The following is an 18,535-nucleotide window of genomic DNA, read 5'->3' on the forward strand; positions in this document are numbered from 1 at the left end:
CATGCATTCGCCGCCGTTGTTCGCCCTGGCGCTGCTGTCTGCCTCCGCGCTCGGCTATGAGGTGCTGCTGCTGCGACTGCTTTCGATCATCCAGTGGCACCATTTCGCCTACATGATGATCAGCGTCGCGCTGCTCGGCTACGGCGCTGCCGGCACCGCCGTGGCGCTGGCGCGGCCTGTGCTGGCGCCGCGCTTCCACGGCGTGTTCATCGCCGGCGCGGTGCTGTTCGGGCTGAGCGCCATCGCCTGCTTCAGCCTGGCCCAGCAGGTTCCGTTCAATCCCCTCGAGATCCTCTGGGACGCGCGGCAGTCGGCGCGCCTGCTGATGATCTACCTGCTGCTGTTCGTGCCGTTCTTCTGCGCGGCGGTGTGTATCTGCCTGACCTTCACCTGCTTTCAGGAACAGATTCACCGGATCTACGCCTTCGACATTCTCGGCGCCGGCGTGGGCAGCCTGGCGATCGTCGCCGCGCTGTTCGCCCTGACGCCCGTCGATGCGCTGCGGCTGCTGGGCGGCACCGGCATCGCCGCCGGGGCGCTGGCCGGCATGGCTTGCACGGGGCATAGGCACTGGCTCGTGCCGTTGCTGCTGGCGGCGGCGGTCGCGGTGCCGGCCGGCGTGCCCGGGCGCTGGATCGCCCTGTCGCCCTCCGAGTACAAGGAACTGAGCCAGACGCTGCGTATTAAGGATGCGCGCGCAATCGCCCAGACCTGGAGTCCGCTGGGCCTGCTCACGGTCGTCGACAGCCCGACCATTCCCCTGCGCCACGCGCCGGGCCTAAGCCTCAACGCGACGCAGGAACCGCCCGCACAACTGGCCATCTTCACCGACGGCGACGGCCTTTCCGTGCTGAACCGCTATGACGGGCGCCGCGAGCCGCTCGCCTACCTGGACTACCTGACCTCGGCTCTGCCCTATCACCTGCTGCGCCAACCTCGCGTGCTGGTGCTGGGCAGCGGCGCCGGCGCCGATGTGCTGCAGGCGATCTACCACGGCGCCAGCGCGATGGATGCCATCGAACTGAACCCGCAGGTAATCGATCTGGTCCAGCGCCGCTTCGCCGACTTCTCCGGCAAACCGTACAGCGCGCCCAACGTCCGCGTGCTGATCGGCGAGGCGCGCGGCCTGGTGGCTTCGCGCAGCGAGCCTTACGACCTGATCCAGATCGCCCTGCTGGACTCCTTCGGCACCGCCTCGGGCGGCCTGCATGCACTGTCCGAGAACTACCTGTACACGGTGGATGCCTTCGCCGAGTACCTGCGCCATCTCGCGCCCGGCGGCCTGTTGGCCATCACCCGCTGGGTCACCCTGCCGCCGCGCGATGTTCCCAGGCTGCTGGCCACCGCGGCCGCGGCCATCGAGCGCGACGGGCAGGCCAGCGCGGCGCGCCGCATCGTCATGATCCGCGGCTGGAAGACCGCGACGCTGCTGGTCAGCAACAGGGATTTCGACGACGCCGGCATCGCCGTGCTGCGAGAGTTCTGCCGGGCGCGCTCCTTCGACCTGGCCTACTACCCCGGGATGACCGTGGCCGAGGCGAACCGCTACAACCTGCTCGACCGGCCCTGGTTCTTCGAAGCGGCGCAGGCCCTGCTGTCCGGCGAGCGCGCGGAGTTCCTGGCACGCTACAAGTTCGACGTGCGTCCGACCATGGATGACCGGCCGTATTTCTTCCACTTCTTCAAGTGGCGCTCGCTGCCGGAACTGCTGGCGCTGAAGGCGCAGGGCGGCCTGTCAATGCTGGAGTGGGGCTATCCGGTGCTGATCGCCACGCTGCTGCAGTCCAGCGTGGCCGCCGTGCTGCTGATCCTGGCGCCGCTATGGGTGGCGCGGCGGCGCCAGCGGCGCTCTCGGAATGCGGCTTTGGCCAGGTTCGAACTTCGGGTCGTGTCCTACTTCGCCGCCATCGGCTTCGCCTTCATGTTCGTGGAAATCGCCTTCATCCAGAAGTTCACCCTTTTCCTCAGCCACCCGTTGTATTCGGTGGCGGTAACGCTCAGCGCGTTCCTGATCTTCGCTGGCCTCGGCAGCCATTACTCCGGCCGGCGGCGGGGGGACATTGGAACGGGTGTGGGGCCCCGTCATCCGCTCGCGCGGCCAGTCCTGGCGATCTGCGCGATCGCCCTGCTCTATCTGATCGCCCTGCCCCCGTTGTTCCAGCTGCTGGCGCCGGTGCAGACCCTCGCCAGGTTCGGCATCTGCGCCGCGCTGGTAGCGCCGCTGGCGTTCGCCATGGGCATGCCGTTTCCGCTCGGACTCGAGCGCGTCTCCGCGCGCGCCGAAGCACTGGTGCCGATCGCCTGGGGCGTCAACGCCAGCGTATCGGTGGTGGCGGCTGTGCTGGCGACCCTGCTGGCGATCCACTTGGGCTTCACCGTGGTGTTGCTGCTGGCGTTGCTGCTGTATCTCGCGGCGGCGATCGCGTTTCCCTGATCGCGGCGGTTCGCAGCGAAACGTCAACAGACCCTGGTGAGACGAATGGCCTGTTGGAACGCCGCTTGCCCAAGCGGGCATTGAAGCCGGGGCGACGGTGCCAGATCGCTTCCGCTGTGGGACTACGCCATTGGTTACGACTTCAGCCTAAGCCGTGCGGGCGAACATACACGCAACTCTTGCATTGCAACTTTTATCGTTGTGATTAAGCGGGAGATGCCCGTGCCAACAAATTGACAAGCAGCAGGCTTCGCAGCGTTCCGTGATGCTGCGAAGCCCGAAAGAAGCGACTAAATTTCGTGGAGGATCTCCAGCATCCTGAACGTCACTTTTCCGCCCTCGGAGGGATAGCCAGTGTTGTCCTGCACATACGCACCTGCTTTGAAATACAGTGGTTGGGTCTTCCAACTCGGATCGATGGTGGTTCTCCAATTGTATCCTGCTGCGCTGATGCCCAGCGCGCCCTTCGGGCTGAGGTGGATCTGGTAGGAGAAATTGCGATTGAGTTGCACACCCGTCGCAATTGTAATGACCTGGCCCGATTTATCGTCGGGACGCATGCGCACCTTGGCGACAATATTTCCGGTCGAGCTAGAGGTGTTGTACTGGTATTCCAGCTTCACCATGGGGCTATTGCTGCCCTTGTTGTGGATCTGACCAATCACGATCTTGCCGGTGCTGGGTACCTGATTGACGGCCAGATTCGCCCGCAGTTTGTTATCCGCCGCTGGATACTGCCAGTTGCGCAGAGTTCCATTGCTATAGGTTTCTCGCAATTCGCTACGTGGGTAAATAGCGTTGGACGTCTTGGAACCGGTCACAGGTGCCCAGAAGAAAAGGGTACCGGTTTCAGAATTGAAATACTTGTTGTTGAACCCTTGCGCCAGTCGAGGCGTTTCTATGGTGGCCGGTGGGCTGCCTTCAGGGATGCTTAAATTCCAAGTGGCGAGGTCGATCATGTCAAGGGTCCTATATACAGGGTTGAAATGTTGAAGCCACAGTTGCGCTCTGACCTGCGCAATTGGACTGGCTGAGTGTGAAATCCGTATGGCAGTTGATTGACGTCAAATGTTCGTTGAGGGTACTGATGCAGGTTTTGTGCCCAACGGGGGGTATTCAGTACAGTCGAGCCAGGGGCGATTTGCAACGTAGGTGCCAGGTAGGCGCAGCCATGCGGCCGAGAGATTTATCCTCGGCAAAAAAGGCGCTTTCACCGACCAATTTTCAAGCGATTTGGGAAAACCGACTTTTTCAACAGAATCGGCCAGAACCAGTCATCCAGACGCTGACCAGAAAACCACAACTGACCTGCGCGAGCTTCGCATTGGGATGTAAAATTTCTGAGCGTCTAGTAACGCTGGCATATATATACATTCAGGACGGACCTGGAAATAAGGACTCATCCACAGCCCAAGCATTCACTACGATTCATAAGAATCAAGATCGACCTCAGTATAGTAGAAGCGCAAGTACTCTATCAGTGCCAAGTAGCACACAATAAAGCTATTCTTCAATGTTGAAATCTCTGCCTGTATAGCAACCGATTCTCCGTGAGCGTATAACTCACCTTTATTGAGAGGGATGATGTAATAATTCCCTCTTTGGATCGTTTCTTTATAGAGGCTAAAAGAGCGCCCCTCTTTAACTTCAACATTAGACATCAGTACCCAGACAAGTGCTTGGTACGATTGCTCAAAGCCTAAAAATTTAGACTCCAACACGCCGTCAAAGAATGGGCGAGCCTCCGGAAGTTCTATAGGGAACGCTTCCAGAACTGTGCTAATTTCAAGAAAATCAGAATTAAAGCTGTCAGGTAAACTTTCACATTGACCACGGATACGAGTGAGCGGAATACTCCTTATTAGCGAGCGTATTGAGCCAATGTCCCGACTGCGCCGAGGGTCAGGCTTAAGGGAAAGATTTACCCACTGCTCAAGCTGATTTTTTTTACTCTTCAACCAATTACCAGAAAAGCTCTTAGGATTATCGTCAACCGCTTTATGGTGATAGGGACAAAGCAATATCAAGTTATCATAATCATCAACATCACCTGTATACCCTTCTTCTCCCCGAGGACCTTTTTTGCTTTGCGCAATAATATGGGCTGCTTCGGACATGTTTTTATGGGTGAGCGGAATATCACATACCGTGTCCGGAAATACGCTTTCGTAGTTTTGGCACATAGCGCAGCGCCCGGCTGCCTTGCCGTAGAGTTCTTTAAACGCCTTGGGTTTCACCGCCATAATCAGCATCCCACTGTCCAGGAATCTGTAGTATTTTTTTACTGCAGTTAAAAGAGTAACATCATACAGTGCCAGATGGCAAAATGCCACTTTTTGACTATGATTTGCGACTCTCGACTAATGATTTAACAAGAGCAAAGGAGCAAAGAAATGCACAGACATTCTCATCGACCCAATTTGCACTCTACCCGGCTATAGAGTAACGATTTCGCATAATATAAATTCACCATTATTGAAACAACTGCCACCATTCATAGCGTTAGCCGCCTTTCGTGAATGTCGGCAATGGCGTCGAAAGCAGCTCTTCAATGACGCCAATCCCCTCCTGTATCTGTGCCCTCGCTACATCTCGCTGAAAATCAGCCCGGCATTGGCGAACTGTTGGTTCGCCTTGTGGCCCAGCAGGAACAGGATAGATTCGAGGGTGAAGTTGCCGATGTACTTGCCTTGGGAAGCGATACACGCGGCGATGTGACCGAAGATACTCAATTGGTTCTGGCTCAGGGCCAGGTTCGACGCCAGCAGCAGGTTTTCCGTGCCCACCAGTGTATTGGCGTCCGCCAGCAGGCTGCGATAGCAGCCTTCAAGCACGCCTCCGTCGGGTGCGCCAGCCAGTTGCCGCAAGCGGTCGAGCATCGCATCGCCCAGGCGCAACTCCTGTAGCCGGTTATTGCGCAGGCGCAGTTCGCCATAGCCGGGCTCGAGTCGGACTCGGCCCCGACTCAATGCCACACCCAGATTTTTCAGCAAATCGAGGTCCAGCGCTTCGTCGCTCTTGGCCTCGCCGTACAAGGACACGCGGCCGTTGATCTGGTTGTCCGCCAGCAAGGTGTCGGCCTCGGCATCCCCCAGGGCCAGGGCGAAGCCGGTGCGGTTGAGCAGCAGCTCAGTGCGCAGGCGATCCAGCGAGAGTGCGAGTCGGCGCTGGCTGGCCCCTGCCTGTACATCCCTGCGCAGTGCCGACAATGCCAACAGTTCATGGGTGTTGAGGACCAACTGAAGGCGGTCCACCTGTTGCCCGAACGCCTTGCGCTGAGCCGCGCTGTACGCTGCCAGGACGTCGAACACCTTGCTCGGGATTGCCGCAAAAAGCTCACCCTTGTCTGTATTCAACGCATTCTCCAGGGGGACGAGCAAGGGTACGGCTCCCACCAGATCCCGGGCGTGCTGTGGCCCACTCGACGAGTAGGCATTGATCAGGCAGGCGCTCAGGTCGATGCGCTGGGCGTCGTCGATCTGCACCAGGCTGATGCCGGGCACCGTCAGCCCCGACAGGCGCATCCGCTGCAAGCGCACTTGCTGACAGCCTTGAAAACGCAGGCACTGGTTCTCGCCCAGCACGATGATGTCGAAATCCAGAAACGTCAGGGAGGCGAAATCGAAACAGTTGAACTCTTGATTGCGCAGCACCAGCCGGCTGGCGGGGCCGCTGCCGTGGATGAAAAGATGGGTGCCCTGCGGCGCGACCAGGTCGATGCTGTCGGCCAGGCGATGCTCGCCGGGGAGCAGGCACAGGCAGATGTCGCGTTTGCCCTGTTCGAGCAACACTTTGAGCGCGATGTCGAGGTTTTCGAACTCGCCGCCGACACCGACACTGGTGCAGCAGCCACCGCCGTGCGTTTTTTGACAGAGCGCGTCGAGGGCGTCCTGCACGGTATGAATGCCCTGGGCGGCCATGTCGGCGCACTTCGCCGGGTCATAGGCGACCTGTGTCGCCACGGACAGGCTGGCGGAAAAATGCACGACGTTGTACTTGCCGGCCGCTACCTGGCCGGCTTCGAGCAATTGCGCCATGCAGGTCTGGCTCAGCACGTTGGGTGCCAGGCTCCAGACAGCGCTGGCAATACCATCCGCGCCGGTGGCGATGATCTGACTGCCCGTGCCGTTAGGCAGCGTGCCGTGGCTGACACTGAAGCTGACCTCGGCCCCGGCAACCGGGAACGTGCCATTGAACACCGCTACTTCCAATGGACTGGGCAAAGGCAGGTTTTGTGGAGCCAATGGGTTGGGCATGACCTCCTGGCCGTCGCCACCGACGTAATAGAGGTTGGTCAATTCGGTCAACGCCGGAAACAGCTGGCGGCAGTCGGACAGCGTACTCCAGACCCCGGCCTGGCAGTTGAGCAAGGCCAGCCGGGTGAAGGCGCGCAACACCCCCTGCGGTGCCTGGAAGGCGGGTTTGTTGGCCACCAACGGCCACTCGATGTCGGCGGTAGTGGTACGTGCGGGAATGGTCCAGAAATCACCGACGCGGTATTTGCCGGGGATGAATTTTATCTCGACGCCATCCTCCAGCTCCACCCAGCCGCTGTTCAAATTGGCTGCTGCCGGGGCCATCTTCGCCCAACCGTCCCAGCGCCGCACACGCGGGTTGCGCAGGTACAGCGCCTTGTCCAGCGGCCCGGTGGCGCTGGCCAGATCGAGGGTGACCAGGTTGCCTTCGGTCTTGAGCACCTGGACCAGGGTCCCCGGCCGGCCGAGCAGCTCATAGGTATCGTCGAAGAATTCCAGCCAGCAGCCGGCAGTGATTGCAAGGTAGGCATCACGGCCGATGCTGGCGACCTCGAACTCGTCCGCCGTCGGCTCGCCCAGCCAACGGGTCACGCGGGTCTCGATACTGCCGTTGTCACGCGACCATTTGTAGCGCTGGTCAGCTGAAACGCTGCCATCGTCGTGGATCTCGACGCGATACAAGTGGTTTTCCAGGCGCCGGTAGCCCGCTTCCGGCGCCAGCAGGCAGGGATCCTTGGGCGGTGTGCCGGGTTCGGCGCGGGCCGCCAGCTTGCCATCGGCTGCAGTGGTCAGGGCAGTCCAGGCCGGCAGTACGCTCAGGCAGTTCAGGTTGGCGCCGATGTCACCGGCACGCAGTAGCTTGACCTGCCACAGCAGTTGATCGCGGGTCGCGCTGTCCGGCCCACCGAGGGCGACTTCGCGGATAAGCGGGTCTTCCAGGGCAGTGATATGCCGCAGCCAGGCTTCGAGATAGCCAAGGTAAAGCCCATCTGGAGGGTCGATGGGTGCTCCGTTGTTGTCGTAGACCTTGATCTCGCCAAGCTGCGGCGCGTTCGCCGGGGGCAATGGCAACAGACTGGCATTGGCCGGCAGCACTGGTGAGGCGTTGCCTGGCAAGTGTGGCTGGCTGGTCGCCGTCACCTGGCTGGGGTTTTCGCAGAGCAAGCCTTCGACGTAGTAACGGCCGAGGCCGATGCCGATGTTCTTGCCGTTGCCGGTCAGCAGAAAACCCGGGTTGGCCAAGGGCCCGCCACTGTGGCCGATGGTATCGACGGTTTCGGTCTCGATCCGGCGATTGAGAATGTCCTGCTGCTCGTTCCAGTCCGCATCCAGCTGCACCCGTCCCTGCTGCATGCGTACGGCGCGGTAGTGCTGGTCCTGCTTGTCGGTGGAACGGGTGAGATCGGCTTTCATAATGGTATTCCTGGCCCGTTATGCGCGTTCAGTCAGTTCACAAAAATCACCCCGGCCTCCAGGCCGAAGCGCAGGTATTCGTCCAAGGCCTGACGCAGGTTGGCCTCGCGCTGTGGTTGTTGCAGCAGATTCCAGACGCCCATTTCGGCGCCGTCCTCGGCGCCGGTGCGCAGTTCTTGTGCGCTTGAAAGGCGCAGCTGGGCATAAGCCGGATGGCTGAAACTCACCGAGGTAAAGGCTGGTGTCACCCGCACCCGTTCGCTTTTCGCCTGGGCGGTCGGCAGCCCCTGGATCACCAGGTCCGGCAGGCAACGATAGCGACGTGGCGTCTGCGAGCCCGGCGGCACATAACAGAAGCGCACGCAGCCTTCCTGGCGCCGGGCGATATTCAATTTGGCGCTGAACAGGCTGTTGCTGGCTTCCAGCTCCCCGGCTGCGCTGGCGCCGAAGACGCTGCAGCGATCGAGCTGCAGACGCGTGTCCGGCAAGTCGAAGGCCAAGGCATCGCCGTTATCGAAAACACTGTTGCGGCCCTCGACCCCGGCGATGGCCTTGCTCGTGCGCAACGGTCCGCACAGGCAATGGGTCAGGCGCAGCCAGAGCTGGCTGCCGGTGCCGGTGTGGCGAATGCCGCCCTTGCTCGGCGTCAGGCTGCAATGCCGCAGATTCGCCTCGCCCAGCGCGCCGTGCAGGCGCAGCTGACCGTCCAGCAGCAGCCCGGACAGGCTGAGCCGGGTATTGAGGTTGCCGCCTAAACGCAGGTCGCCGATCAGTACCGGCCGCCGCTGGTTGACGGCTTCAATGGCCAGGTGGGTATCGGGCAGGTTGAGATCGGGGGTCAGTTCCTGGGTCCCGTCGTCCAGCAGATAGATCAGCGTACTGGTCCCGGCAATGACCGCCGCCAGCGCGTCGGCCAGGGTCGCGTGGTCGCCCGGGACCCGCAGACTTACCTGGAAATCCGCCGGATCAAGCAGGCCCTGCAACGGCTCATCATCGCGCCGCGCCGGGCGACGGTCGTAGGGGCCCGCGCCGACATCGCCGGGGAAGCCATAGCTGTAGGCGACTTCCACCCGGGTCGCGGTCGTGCCGGCCGGCAAAGCGATACGTCCGAGGACTGGGTCCAAGCCCACCAGAAACTGATTGGCCGCGTCGGGAAAGGTTTTGTCCGGCTGGCCGGCCTTGCTCGATTTCACCGTCACGCTGGCCGGTGGTCGCCGCCATTCCTCCGGCACCACGCCGGGCAAGGGCGAGAGATTGCACACCAGCAGATGCTCCGGCGGCACTTCTACACTGTCCAGCCAGATCCGCAGTACCGGGCCACCCTCCTCCCCCCTATCAAGGGGAAAGTACGCAGGGTTGGGTGTCTCGCCATCGGTCAGGGCCTGACGCAGCGCCGTCAGTTCGTCGTGCAGCAGGCGCCGCGAGAGCGGCTCCGGTACGTTTTCCGGTTGCGCCAGGTGAGTGATTTCCTGCTCGGTGCGCGGCCGGTTGAACAGCATGCCCTCGCCCCGCAGCAGCGGCTCGGCGACATCGCGACCCAGGGCATCGAAACTGTAGAAACCCTCCAGGCTGGTCATGGCCCGGGCCGTGGCGCGTTGTAGCGCGTAGGCCTGCAAGCGCCAGAGATAGAGACCGACGTTGGCAATGTTGTAGCGCCCGGCCGGGAGCGAGCGCACCTCGACCGTATGGGCGCTGCGGTCGAAGGGGCCGTCGACCCGCTCCAATTGCGCGGCATCCCGCAGGTTCGGCGTGCGCACGTTGTGTAGGCGGCGGTGATCGAGGTATTGGGTAGTGCCCAGCAGCTCGAAAAACTCCACCGCCCGCGCGCGCCAGCCGGTGGTGTCGAACGCCAGCTGTTCCAGCACCGGCAGCGTGCCCTTGCGCCGTCGCAGGCGCAGGCTGTTGGCCACATAGGCGCGCAGGCCGAACGCCGGGGTGCCGCTGACCGGGTACAGACCGCGCACACCCAGCAGGTCGCCGATATAAGGCACCAACCAGTCGTCGCAGGTTTCGATAAACCAGTTGTCGTAGAGCCGGGTGATGTCCTCTTCCAGCACTGCGCCCTGCTCGGCGATGACCTCCAGCAGCGCCCGCAGCGGCCCACCCATTTCGGCATCGCGCTCACGATAGAAGGCCGGTAGCCGTGCCATCAGGAATTCGGCATCAAGACTCATAGGCTGAGCTCCGTCAACGTGACTGCGGCCGGGTCCAGCAACAGCAGTTGTGCCGCCAGTATCTGCTGGCTCTGCCACCGGGCACCGCGGGCGCGCAGTCGGCCATCCGGCCCCGCCACACTGCTGCCGGACAGGCCGTCGTAGAGCTGCAGGCTATCCAGATCCAGCCGCTCCACTCCCGGCACCCGCTGCATCACCGCCAGTACCTCACTGCCGCTGACGGGTTGCCCGTAGTACCGCGCTGCAAACCCGAAGGCCTGCTCCAGGGCGCTGCGCACTGCGCTCAGGACCGCCGCACTCTGATAGTCCGGGTTGACCCGGACCTTGGCCACCACACCGAAACGCAGCACCACACCGGGCGCAAGCTTGAGCGGCTGATGGGCCGGGCGCACCGCGTCGATGGCCGCTGCCAGGTTGCGGTAGAGCGCCGATCCGGGATCGATGCTGACGCCCTCCACCCCGCTGACCGTGAGGTGGACCAACCGCTGCTCGCCATCCCACAACCACACCGCCTGGGCCTTGCCGACGCCGGCGAAGGCCGCGGCGAAGTCTTCGAAATCCCGCAGCGAGACGATGCGGTCCAGGGTCCGTACGCTCAGTGGTGCGTTCTGCCGGGCACTGTCGCGGTCTTCCGGATCGACCCCGCCCGCCGCGGGTACCGGGTTGATCACCTCCTTGACCCCCAACGGACGGGACAGCAGCAGGCTGACCCGCCCACTGTCGAGGTTGCCGGCCGCACCGATGCCGACGCGATAGCACGCCTGCACATTCATCTGCCCCGTGGGCAGGCGGCTGCCATGCACGCCGTCACCGAATTGCACGGTGACCCGGCCATCGTCGCCCCGTCGCAGCAGATAGGCACGGTCTTGCGCGCCGAGCTCACCCAGGTGTGGCGCCTCGGGCCAGCGCACACCATCAATGCGCACTTGCAGCGTGCTCTGGATGCCCGATGGGGTCGGTGAGGAAATATAGGTCAGTGGTTTCTGCAGCAGCAAGAAGCGCTGGAAGGCCTGGCTGGCGTCGCCACTGCCGAGGATTTCCGGCTGGATCCGCATCTGCTTGCTGTCGCCGTGACTGGCCGGCGCCACATTGGCGTTGATCCGCACAGTCTGCGGCAGATAGGCATGTTGCAGATCGCTCGCAAGTTCCAGGCGCGAGCGCGGGCCGCTGCTGTCATTGCGTTGCAGGCGCAGCACTTCGCTGGCGAAGCCCAGCAGCACTTCATGGCGTGCACCATCGGTGAAGGACAGGCTGGCGAGCCGGCCGTCCCTGGCGATTTCCACCGCCACCAGCGGATCATTGGCCAACAGTCGCTGACGCGCCGGCGCATTTTGCGCCACGGCCGGCAAGGTGTGGCCGCTGACCGACAGCCAACGACCCGCTTCCAGCTCCGGTTGCAGATCATCCAGCATCAGCACATGACCGCTGAGCAACCCGGACCTGGGCCGGGTCGCCCATGGCAGCTCGATGGATTCGCCGTAGGCCGTGGTCTCGCGCAGACGCTCGTTGAACAGCTCGCGCAGTTGCTCGCCACGCAGGCTCAGGCGCGTGGTCTTGCTGCTCAGGGTGAAGGCGGCGCGGGCATCCTCGCGGCTGTCGAGGATCTGATACAGCTCCTGATAATCGGGGAGCGCCAGCACCAGCCAACTGCCCGTGACCAGCCGCGGATAGCTGGCATCCAGATGCACGCTGTGTACGTCTCGGGGGTAGAGCCGACTCTGGGGGATGATCTGTCTGGCGATGCCCGGGCCCTGCCAGCGCAATTGAATCAAGGCTGTGCCGCCATTCTCGAAGTACTCCAGGCGCAGGTCGAGCTTTTGTCCGGCCTGGAGTTCGAACAGGGTCGCGCTGAATTCAGTGGGGGCTTGCAGGTGCCATTGATTGACCAGCAACTGGCCGCCAAGCCACAGCCGCACGCCATCGTCGGCTTTGACGAAAAAACTGTAGTTGCCGCTCTCGGGTATTTGCAGCCAGCCGCTCCAGCGCACCGAGAAGGTATCGACGGTCAACGTCGGGTCGGGGCTGGCGCCGCCCCAGTCGAAATCAACGGTGGCGTCGGTGCGGCTGAGTTTGCGCGTCTTCAGGTCGATGCCTTCGAAATACTCGCCATACAGGCCGCTGCCGGTGGCCTGGCGGGTCGGCGGATCGGAAATATCGGCCAGGGTGAAGCCCGGCCACTGGCCGTGCAGGCTGATGTTCGCCTGATTTTCGTTGTCCAGGCCCAGGTAGCTTGCCCGCAGGCTGCGCGGCATCGCCCGCCAGTCCGGCGCCGCCTGACCGAACAGTGCGGCCTTGGTCCGCAGGGCAAAACAGCGGGGATTGGCCTTGGCCGGCTCGACGTGGGGCATCACCTCACCCAGCGGCCGGTCAAGCGTCACGACCGTGTAGCCGGCCAGTGGGTCGGCGCTCGGCTCCACCGGCGAAATCACTTGCAGGCGGGCGACGCGGCGCAGGTCCCAGTTTTCGCTGCCGGGATTTTTCAGGCGTTCGTCGCCGACGATCAGCAGCGAGTCGCCGGCTTGCAAGCGGGTGTTCTGCCCCTTCAGATACAGGGTGCGTGCGCCCCAGTAGGGCGGCACCTCTTCCTGGGTCTGCAGGCGCAAGGCATTCCAGGCGGCACGCGCGTACAACGGCTCCAGCGTTTCGAAAACCTGGGCCTGTTCATCCTGCCCGGGAATGCTCTGGCTCTTGTTGCCGGCGTCGATCCGCGCGGTCAAGGGCGCGCCCGGCGCGGTCTCCAGAGAAAAAGCCAGAAAAGTCGAGGCCGCCACGCCCGGGCGCAGCTCGTAGCCGATGGAGCGCCCCAGTTCCAATACCGAACGCCGCTCCGTGGCGGTGCGCAGGAAGCCCTCGTTGACGATGCGCTCCTGATAGAAACTCAGCACGTCGAGAACTCCGGCCCAGGCATCGAGCAATGCCAGCACCGGATCATCGGCATCGCGGGTGCTCAGCCCGAGCAGCTGCGGCTGGCTGGACAGGCGCGCCAGCTGGCTCTCGCGAAAGCGCCCATGGGTGCCGACCCGATAGTGCAACGTCGTCTGCCCTGGCGGGTTCAGTTCGTCGACCGGCGTCAACACCTTGATCCCGGCGCAGCAGCCGCATTGTTCGCCATTACTCATAAGCCACCTTGCATAGTCAGCTGCAGCCGGCCGTTTTCAGGGAAATTCGGATCGTTATCCAGGCGCAGCACTTCCAGCGGCGCGGCACTGATCAAGCCCTGCTGTATTTCCTGATTAGGGGTTTTGCCCCAGCGCTGGAACACCTCGACCTGGAGCGAGGCCACGCCGGTCACCGAATGCGCCGCCTCCATCAGGGCGGAGAGTGCCAGGCCCTGGCCGAAGCTGAAGTGATCTGGATGAAAGAAGCCGAGTCGACCCAGCCCGTCTTCGCCACTGCTCAGGCGCTTGAGCAGGCCGAGCTTGACCGTCGCGGCAAAGTGCCCTGGCACGACGCAGACGTTCAGCTGAATATCCAGCGGGACATGGATCGGTTCGCTGAGGTCCAGGTCATAGCCGGCCAGCCGGTAGCGTTCCAGGTGGCGCAGCATTTCCTCGCGAAACGGCGCATCCAGCGGCTTGCCGCCCTTGCGGTCGAGGCTGACGAACATGCTGTACCAGCTTCCGGTCCAGCGCAGCCGGGCGGCTGCCCGTTGCACTTGCGGATGACGCTCGGCGACCCGCGCGTAGTCGGCCTCGGTGACCGCCCGCTCCTGGGTGCGAAAAGCCTGCGGGGCAAACAGCTTGATCGCGTCGGCGCTTTCCGGCTCCGCGCCGCCGCTTGCCGGCAACGGGTTGCGCAGTGTTTCGATGAAGCCCTTGATCAGTGGGTCTTCACAGACCACCTGGGTGATGCTCTCGGCGCCGACATTACCGACGCTGCCACCGCCCTGGCGGTAGCTGGCCAACAGCCGGCTGTGGGGTTGCGGCTGCATGCCGAAGCGGTTGTCGCCAAAGCGCAGGTGTGCGCTGCCGTCGGCTTCGGTCTCCACCACGAACTCCTGGGCGAAGCGGTCACTGCCGAGCAGATCGCGGCGCGGCAACCAATGGCTGGCACCGGGTTTGGGCTGGTCGCCATATTGATCGGGATCGTCTTCGCGCAGTTGCATGCCGGCCGGAAGGGCTTGCCGGGGATCCTGATGCAAGGTGCTGCCGGCAGAGCGCGTCGGGTCGTGCTCATAGGCCTGGGCATAGACGATGCCGGGCTCGCGCAGGCGTGGGCGGTACTGGCCGGCAGTCGGTACTGCGTCCGGCAGCAGCGACTCATCGGCGCGGGTCAGGCCGTGGTCGGCCAACACCACATTGCCGCAAGCCCGAGCGACCCTGAGTGTCTCGCTGACACCGGACTGCTGGATACGCGTGCTGATGCACAGCGGGAACGGCAGCGCGTCCTCGGCGTGCCAGCTGATCAGCTGCAACGGCGTGTCGGTCAGCAGGTCGTGCCCCGGCTTGACCTCGGTCAAGCGCACCGCATGCCGGTGGCTGCGGTCGGCATCCGGCGCACGGCCGGTGCCGGGGCTCAGCACTTCTTCGAGGATCAGCAGCATGCCCGCCTGCAAGCTCAGCGGCGGATCGTCGATCAGGGCGGCCTCCTGCGCGCCTTTGCCCAGACAGAAGTCCGGCTCGCCCCAATGATGGATATCCATGCGGTTATGTGCGGACTGCAAGGGCAATGCGTGCATCGTTTCGAAGACTTGAGTGGCACCGTCAGGCAAGGTTTGCAGCACGGTTTCCGGCAATACAGTCCCGGGCTCGGCGGTGCGGGTCAACAGTCGCGTACCCGCGGCCAACACCTGGCCGTCGGCTTGGGCGGCGACGCTCAGGCTGACGAAGACCCGACTGTTGCAGCCGTCGTGGATCGGGTAATCCAGCAGCCGCGCATGCCGGCGCAGGGAGACGCGGCGGCGGGCAGTGCCCAGATACGCCTCGGTGGCGACTGCATCCTGGTAGTAACTGAGCTGATCGCCGATATGCGCCAGCATTTCCACCAGGGCCACGGAAAAATCCGCCGGGTTGCGCTCGTGAAAGCCAGGAATCAGCTGCCCCATCCGGTCCAGCATCAACCGGCGAAAGCTTCCGTAATCCTTGGCCAGGTAATCCAGCAGCGGCTCGGCCGGCACCTGCGGCGGGCACAGTTGCTCGTCGGCACAATCGAATTCGGACGGGCACTGCGCCTTGAAACTGAAGCGGATGCTCGACAGGCAAGGGTCGAAGCCCGGCGGTGGGTCCTCGGGAGCCGTGGGGTTGATCAACACGAAGCGGTACCAGGAAAAATCACCGGCCTGGTCCACCGTAATGTCGAGCTGATTGCCGTTGATACTCAGGCTCTCGATGTGCACGCCAGTGATGCGCACCCCACCCTCGATCCGGCAATGGGCAGCGGTGATGCCGGCCAACGGATGGACGAACACCACACTGAGTTTGCGCTGATCCAGGGACACCACTTCCAGGTAGTCGATGCCGTTCAGGCTCGGCGGGTCGAGGTCACGCAGCAGTTGCAGGCGATGGCGGTTAGCGGACAAAAACTGGCGTTTCATGGCGCAAGCCCTCGGCTGAAGGTCGCCAGTTGCCGCTGGCGATCCCGGCGCATGACGTACTGCACCGTCACGCCGAGGCGCGCATCGAGGTTCTCGACCGTCACCGCCTCGACCTCGATCAGCTCCCCCAGCCACTGTTGCAGCGAACCTTGCACAGTCATCTGCACAGCCGCAGCGAGGGCGTCGCTATTGGGCGCGAACACTAATTGCAACAGGCCGCAGCCGAAGTCCGGACGGTTCACCCGCTCGCCCGGCACGGTGAACAGCACCTGCTCGATCATGTCCCGCACCTGCAAATCGGCAAAGACCTCGGCACTGCGCCCGCGCGAGTCGATGCTGAAGGGAAAGTCCAAGGCCATATCAGACTCCTGAGACCCGTAGCTGGGTGACGGTGACCAGCATCGGCGTGCCAGTGGGGACGCAGATCGAGGTGCTCGATTGCAGCAGCACCGGCAGCCCGCCGGCGAACACCCGGGTCGCGCCGACCAGCCATTGGCCGGTCACGCAGGGGCCATTGCCGGCGGGCGGCGGCGGCATGCCGCAGCCGGCAATCAGATAGGGCGCGGCCAGGGTCGTCACTGGCTGGCCGGAGAGTGTCACCCGCGCAAAAGGCGCGGTCGGGGTCGCCTGTCCGCCGTGGCTGCACATCACTGTGGCGCCCAGATGCAGGAGAAATCCGGGCATCAGCGATCCTCCCCTGTCAGGGCCGGGTCAGGCTGTGGGCCGAGCTGTCGATTGCGTGGACTGTTCATTTCAAATCACCGTCAATGCGCCTTGATTGATATTCACCGCCGGGCCGTTGAGCATGATCGTCGCGCCCTGGCCGTTGCTGATGGTGATCCCGATTTCGTTGATCGAAATCATCGCCCCGGTCAGGGTCTTGAGCAGGATGCCGCCCGTGGGGCCCGGAAGGTCGGAGATCGTCAGGCCGTTCTGGTTGCCGGTCTGCAGCACAATGCTTGGCGACACCGGCAGCCCCGCCAGCGCCAGGGCTGGCACCTCCGCCGCGCTGCCCCAGAAGCCGCCGACCCAGATCGGGTAATCCTGGTTGCCCTGCTCGAACTCGACCCAGACCCCGGCGCCGATCTGCGGCACCACGAACATCCCGCTCTGCTGCCCGGCGAACGGCACGCAGGGCATGGCCCAGCTGGAGATGCCGAGCCCCAGCACATCCGGCACCTGGACCTGGACGCGGGCCATCTGCATCGGGTCGATATTGTTCAACACCACACCGCGGAACTTGCCGTAGTACTTGCCTTGCTCAGCGTTCATACCGGGACCCTCGGCAGCGTCGAGATCAGGCCGTTGCGGGTCAGCGTGAAGTTCTGCTTGAACTCGCCCGGCTTGAAGTTGCTGGTCACGCTTTTCACGTAATACAAACCGTCGAAGGCGCTGCCCGCACCGCGCACGCCGACCAGCTGGCGCGCCTTCAACACGGAGCCGTAACGCAGTACATCGACCGAACCGGTGGCGGTCACCATATCCGCCGAGCCCGCTGCCTCCGCCAAACCCTTGGACAAGGCCGCCATCGGCGAGAGCTTGGCGGTGTCTTTCAGCAGGTGGATCGACTTGGGGATGGGCGGCAGTGCGCCCAGTGGCGGGTTGAGCAGACTGATGTCGGGGATCGGCAAGGGAATCGGGAACTTGGTCAGCGGGTTCTGGATAAACACGATGGGCAGGCTGGCCTTGGTGTTGTCCACGCTGAACGACAGCGCCTCGACATTGCTGTGGGCATCCATTCCCAGGTTCAGCGCCGGTTGCGGTAGCCCGAGCTTGATCTCCGGGCCCCAGTAGGCGGTATTCATCCCCGGCAGCGGGCCGGGTTCGACGTAGAACACGTAGCCGGCGTCCTTGGCCAGCTTCTGCACATAGGCCAGGTCGGTGCCGTCATGGGTGGGGATTTTTTCCACCGGGATCGGCACATCGCTGAAAATTTGCGGGATCACCAGCGGCACCATGCCAAAGATCGCGTACTTGGCGACGATCAGCGCCACCCGCGCCTCGGCCGGCATGGCCGGATAGGGAATGCCGTTGAATTCCTGCTGGTCCATGGCCACCGACAGGTCCTCACCGGTGATGGTCAGGGTGCTCTGCCCCGGCTCGTTGGAGCCACTGACCTCCTGGCGGGTGATCAGGCCGTCCATCAACACCAACGGCAGGCTGTTGAGGGTGATCACGATCAGCACCCGCAGCCAGGGCACTCGCCCGCCGGTGAGCAACAACAGGGTGTGCAGCGGTGAGTTGTTGTGCAGCGCGAAGCTGATCTGGAAGCCACTGCGCGCGCCGGCCGCCGACGTCACCTGGATGCTCTGCAAGGCATCGATCAGCGGCTTGGGCACCGGCAACGGTATCGCCGGGCCGACCAGCAACGAGACATGCATGCCTTTAAGCATCGCTCGGCCCCTGCATGCCTTCGGGCAAGGTCAGGCGGATTTTCCGGCCCAACTCTTCCAGTTCCAGCGGGTGCAGGCTGCCATTGGCATCCGGCAGGCGCCAGAACTGTTCTGGATCGCCGAGCACCGCAGCGGCCATGCGATCGATACGGTCGCCCTCGATCACGGTGTAGATCTGCAAGGTGACAAAGCTTGCCGGGTCGGGGACGAAGCGCCGCCGCAGGTAGACCACGCGTCGACCATCGGCCTGGACCAGTTCGGCGGTTTCAGTCGGGTAGTAACGGCTGTTGGGTGGGAAGCGGTCGCTCATCGTGGTTGTCCTTCAGTTCTTC

The 18,535-nt window shown here is 63.2% G+C and carries 12 protein-coding genes; 1 reads left to right on the forward strand and 11 read right to left on the reverse strand.

Features of this window, described 5'->3' with window-relative positions:
* Position 1: 1 nt before the first annotated feature.
* Complete coding sequence (locus AC3IUA_RS17270) at positions 2-2,434, forward strand: SAM-dependent methyltransferase (RefSeq protein WP_489355680.1); 2,433 nt, start codon at positions 2-4, stop codon at positions 2,432-2,434.
* 290 nt (positions 2,435-2,724) lie between these two features.
* On the opposite strand, the gene AC3IUA_RS17275 is transcribed toward AC3IUA_RS17270, so the two are convergent.
* The 11 genes from AC3IUA_RS17275 to AC3IUA_RS17325 all read right to left on the reverse strand — a co-directional run bounded on the left by AC3IUA_RS17275 (position 2,725) and on the right by AC3IUA_RS17325 (position 18,513).
* Positions 2,725-3,393 carry a polysaccharide lyase family 7 protein gene (locus AC3IUA_RS17275; RefSeq protein ID WP_489355682.1) on the reverse strand — a complete coding sequence of 223 codons (669 nt, stop codon included), beginning with the start codon at positions 3,391-3,393 and terminating at the stop codon, positions 2,725-2,727.
* 462 nt (positions 3,394-3,855) lie between these two features.
* A complete protein-coding gene (locus AC3IUA_RS17280) occupies positions 3,856-4,686 on the reverse strand; it encodes an HNH endonuclease (RefSeq protein WP_489355684.1) in 831 nt (276 codons plus the stop codon).
* Positions 4,687-5,019: 333 nt separating this feature from the next.
* Complete coding sequence (locus AC3IUA_RS17285) at positions 5,020-8,103, reverse strand: Ig-like domain-containing protein (protein ID WP_489355686.1); 3,084 nt, start codon at positions 8,101-8,103, stop codon at positions 5,020-5,022.
* Between the two features lie 32 nt (positions 8,104-8,135).
* Positions 8,136-10,277, reverse strand: a complete 2,142-nt coding sequence (locus tag AC3IUA_RS17290; RefSeq protein WP_489355688.1) for a hypothetical protein — start codon at positions 10,275-10,277, stop codon at positions 8,136-8,138.
* Positions 10,274-13,396: a putative baseplate assembly protein gene (locus AC3IUA_RS17295; protein WP_489355689.1), complete on the reverse strand. Its 3,123-nt coding sequence runs from the start codon at positions 13,394-13,396 to the stop codon at positions 10,274-10,276. The genes AC3IUA_RS17290 and AC3IUA_RS17295 overlap by 4 nt, the downstream gene beginning before the upstream one ends.
* Entirely contained in the window at positions 13,393-15,810 is a 2,418-nt protein-coding gene (locus AC3IUA_RS17300) for a baseplate J/gp47 family protein (RefSeq protein ID WP_489355691.1), read from the reverse strand. The genes AC3IUA_RS17295 and AC3IUA_RS17300 overlap by 4 nt, the downstream gene beginning before the upstream one ends.
* Complete coding sequence (locus tag AC3IUA_RS17305) at positions 15,807-16,169, reverse strand: GPW/gp25 family protein (RefSeq protein WP_150798274.1); 363 nt, start codon at positions 16,167-16,169, stop codon at positions 15,807-15,809. The genes AC3IUA_RS17300 and AC3IUA_RS17305 overlap by 4 nt, the downstream gene beginning before the upstream one ends.
* A gap of 1 nt (position 16,170) precedes the next feature.
* Positions 16,171-16,494, reverse strand: coding sequence for a hypothetical protein (locus AC3IUA_RS17310; protein WP_489355693.1), 324 nt, complete (start codon positions 16,492-16,494; stop codon positions 16,171-16,173).
* Between the two features lie 69 nt (positions 16,495-16,563).
* Positions 16,564-17,082, reverse strand: coding sequence for a phage baseplate assembly protein V (locus AC3IUA_RS17315; RefSeq protein WP_489355694.1), 519 nt, complete (start codon positions 17,080-17,082; stop codon positions 16,564-16,566).
* Positions 17,079-18,203: a hypothetical protein gene (locus AC3IUA_RS17320; RefSeq protein ID WP_489355696.1), complete on the reverse strand. Its 1,125-nt coding sequence runs from the start codon at positions 18,201-18,203 to the stop codon at positions 17,079-17,081. The genes AC3IUA_RS17315 and AC3IUA_RS17320 overlap by 4 nt, the downstream gene beginning before the upstream one ends.
* A complete protein-coding gene (locus AC3IUA_RS17325; RefSeq protein ID WP_489355697.1) occupies positions 18,196-18,513 on the reverse strand; it encodes a hypothetical protein in 318 nt (105 codons plus the stop codon). Before AC3IUA_RS17325 ends, AC3IUA_RS17320 begins: the two co-directional genes overlap by 8 nt.
* Positions 18,514-18,535 lie beyond the last annotated feature (22 nt).

Source organism: Pseudomonas sp. KH_050 (assembly GCF_057838875.1).

Coding starts and splice junctions, on each gene's coding strand:
- AC3IUA_RS17285 (WP_489355686.1), bottom strand. CDS start 8,103: ATGAAAGCCGATCTCACCCGTTCCACCGACAAGCAGGACCAGCACTAC.
- AC3IUA_RS17280 (WP_489355684.1), bottom strand. CDS start 4,686: ATGCTGATTATGGCGGTGAAACCCAAGGCGTTTAAAGAACTCTACGGC.
- AC3IUA_RS17300 (WP_489355691.1), bottom strand. CDS start 15,810: ATGAAACGCCAGTTTTTGTCCGCTAACCGCCATCGCCTGCAACTGCTG.
- AC3IUA_RS17320 (WP_489355696.1), bottom strand. CDS start 18,203: ATGCTTAAAGGCATGCATGTCTCGTTGCTGGTCGGCCCGGCGATACCG.
- AC3IUA_RS17310 (WP_489355693.1), bottom strand. CDS start 16,494: ATGCCCGGATTTCTCCTGCATCTGGGCGCCACAGTGATGTGCAGCCAC.
- AC3IUA_RS17290 (WP_489355688.1), bottom strand. CDS start 10,277: ATGAGTCTTGATGCCGAATTCCTGATGGCACGGCTACCGGCCTTCTAT.
- AC3IUA_RS17275 (WP_489355682.1), bottom strand. CDS start 3,393: ATGATCGACCTCGCCACTTGGAATTTAAGCATCCCTGAAGGCAGCCCA.
- AC3IUA_RS17325 (WP_489355697.1), bottom strand. CDS start 18,513: ATGAGCGACCGCTTCCCACCCAACAGCCGTTACTACCCGACTGAAACC.
- AC3IUA_RS17315 (WP_489355694.1), bottom strand. CDS start 17,082: ATGAACGCTGAGCAAGGCAAGTACTACGGCAAGTTCCGCGGTGTGGTG.
- AC3IUA_RS17295 (WP_489355689.1), bottom strand. CDS start 13,396: ATGAGTAATGGCGAACAATGCGGCTGCTGCGCCGGGATCAAGGTGTTG.
- AC3IUA_RS17305 (WP_150798274.1), bottom strand. CDS start 16,169: ATGGCCTTGGACTTTCCCTTCAGCATCGACTCGCGCGGGCGCAGTGCC.
- AC3IUA_RS17270 (WP_489355680.1), top strand. CDS start 2: ATGCATTCGCCGCCGTTGTTCGCCCTGGCGCTGCTGTCTGCCTCCGCG.